The sequence below is a fragment of the Pseudomonas sp. P5_A2_2 genome (genome assembly GCF_054177685.1).
Window position 1 is genome coordinate 1 of record NZ_JBGCUL010000857.1, and the last position, 1,912, is coordinate 1,912.

Annotated in this window: 2 protein-coding genes; both read right to left on the reverse strand. The window is 56.9% G+C overall.

The window, feature by feature from the left end; translation table 11 throughout:
* A partial coding sequence (locus tag ACXRVY_RS26575; protein ID WP_458238682.1) for a DUF1302 domain-containing protein occupies window positions 1-503 on the reverse strand: 503 nt, incomplete at its 3' end.
* An 83-nt stretch (window positions 504-586) separates the two neighbouring features.
* Window positions 587-1,912: DUF1329 domain-containing protein (locus ACXRVY_RS26580; RefSeq protein WP_458238683.1), on the reverse strand; the 1,326-nt coding region annotated here is incomplete at its 5' end.

Genomic DNA, 1,912 nt, shown 5'->3' on the forward strand with positions numbered 1-1,912 from the left:
ACCACGAACAGGCTTTCGCCCCAGTTGATCACCTGGTTACCCAAGCGAGCCCGGACACGCTGATCGCCGACATCGAAGCTCTTGCTCACCCACAGGTCGAGCAGGCGAGCCTTGAATTCGAGGTCGTCACGCGCATCATTGGTAAGACCGTCGCTGCCAACGTCCGGAGGTGTGTTGAAAGACAGGGCGCCGGTGGTATCGGTGGCGGCGAAGTCACGGATCCAGCTCCCACGCGCCATGAAGGCGAAGTCCTCCGGTAACTTCAGCAGCAACTCATGGGAGCCCTTGATGTAGTTGGTGAACAGGTCACCCTTGTCGTAGTTCAAGTCGCCCTGATCACCAATGCCTGAGGTTTGTGCCAGGCAACCACTGGGCGGGTTGTGTCCGGTAGCGCCGGTGTTGATCAGATTGCAAGATTGCGATTCGGTGCGCAGGCCCATGCCCACGGCGATGGTGGAATCGAACGAACCGCGGATGTTCTCGGATTCAAACGTGAACGCCATTGCCAAAGGGGTTGCACACGCGATGACAAGGCCTGATGTTTTTGTGATTATTTTTTTCATGATGGCTCTCGATCGATCGCTTTTCAGCGTTCACTGATGGCACGCAAGTTGTCGGAGGTGTAGAAGTCACGTTTCAGGCGGGGGTTGCCGGTACTCTCGGTGAGCCAGCGGTGATCGTTCTTGCCCACTCCGACAGACGTCATGTCGTACAGGTAGCGACCGTCAACCAGGTTGTACTGCGCCTGTGCCTCCATATCGCAGGTGCCTGTCTCGTAGACAGGGATCGTATAGCCTTCGCGAACCTTCCAGATTTGCCCTTGCTTGTCGTAGTCGACAGCCATCAGAGCGTTCCAGCTATCTTCATCGATGTAGAAGAGTCGCTTCGGAGCCTGGTGGCGCATGCCCTGGCGAACCGTGGCCTCGACAACCCAGACACGATGCAATTCATAGCGGCGTGATTCGGGCGCGATGTAATCATGCTTGGCCACATTCTCAATGTTGGCAGAGGCGTCATAGGCCCCGAAGGCGTTGTAGGGCACCAACAACTCCTGCTTGCCGACCAGCTTCCAGTCGAAGCGGTCCATCGGCCCGAAGAACACGTTCGACTCATCGATGGTGTACTGATTATCGAGACCAATTTGCGGAGAGTCGTAGGAGTAGGCTGGCATGCGACGCACACGACGCTGGCCGGGGAAGTAATAGAACGTGGTCGCCTGTTCGCCAGCCTTGGTAGTTACCACACCGGCCTGCCCGGCAAGGGCAGCAGGATCCAGATAGGAGAAATAAGTGGCGACTTCCAGGCGATCGAAGGAAGAGAACAACGCACTGCCCTTTTCTCCCCATGGGGTATACATGAACCAGTCCGTCGAAGTGCGCAGCCAGTCGTTCCCCCCCTTGCGCGGTGATATCCCGGAAACGGTCTTGGACATATCGAAACCAACGCCGCGGTAGCGCATTTTCATGTTCCACATCACCTCGGCACCGGTGCTCGGCATAGGGAATGGAATACCCGGTACGTGAGCTTCTTTCAGAGCCAGACCATCAGCATCCAATGTGGCGAATCCGACGTTATTTCTGGTGTTATCAGCGACGAAGTCGGGCACACCGCAGCTACGACGGGTCGGATACACATCCATGCGATAGCCCGGGATTTTCTTGAACAGTTCCACCTGGCCGGGTGAAAGCTTGTTCACATATTGCGAGACATTGTTGGAGTCGATACTGAAAAGCGGCTTATCATTCTTGAATTTCCAGGATTGACCTCGCACCTGGCCATAAGTCCAGCCACCGCCCTGCGGACCGGGCGGAGTCCAGGCCGGGATGACCCCATCGGCACTTGCCGCGACCTCCCCTCCCAGCGGCGTTAGCTTCGTACCGAGTAGCGCAGGATCCTTCTGTGCAGCTTGAAC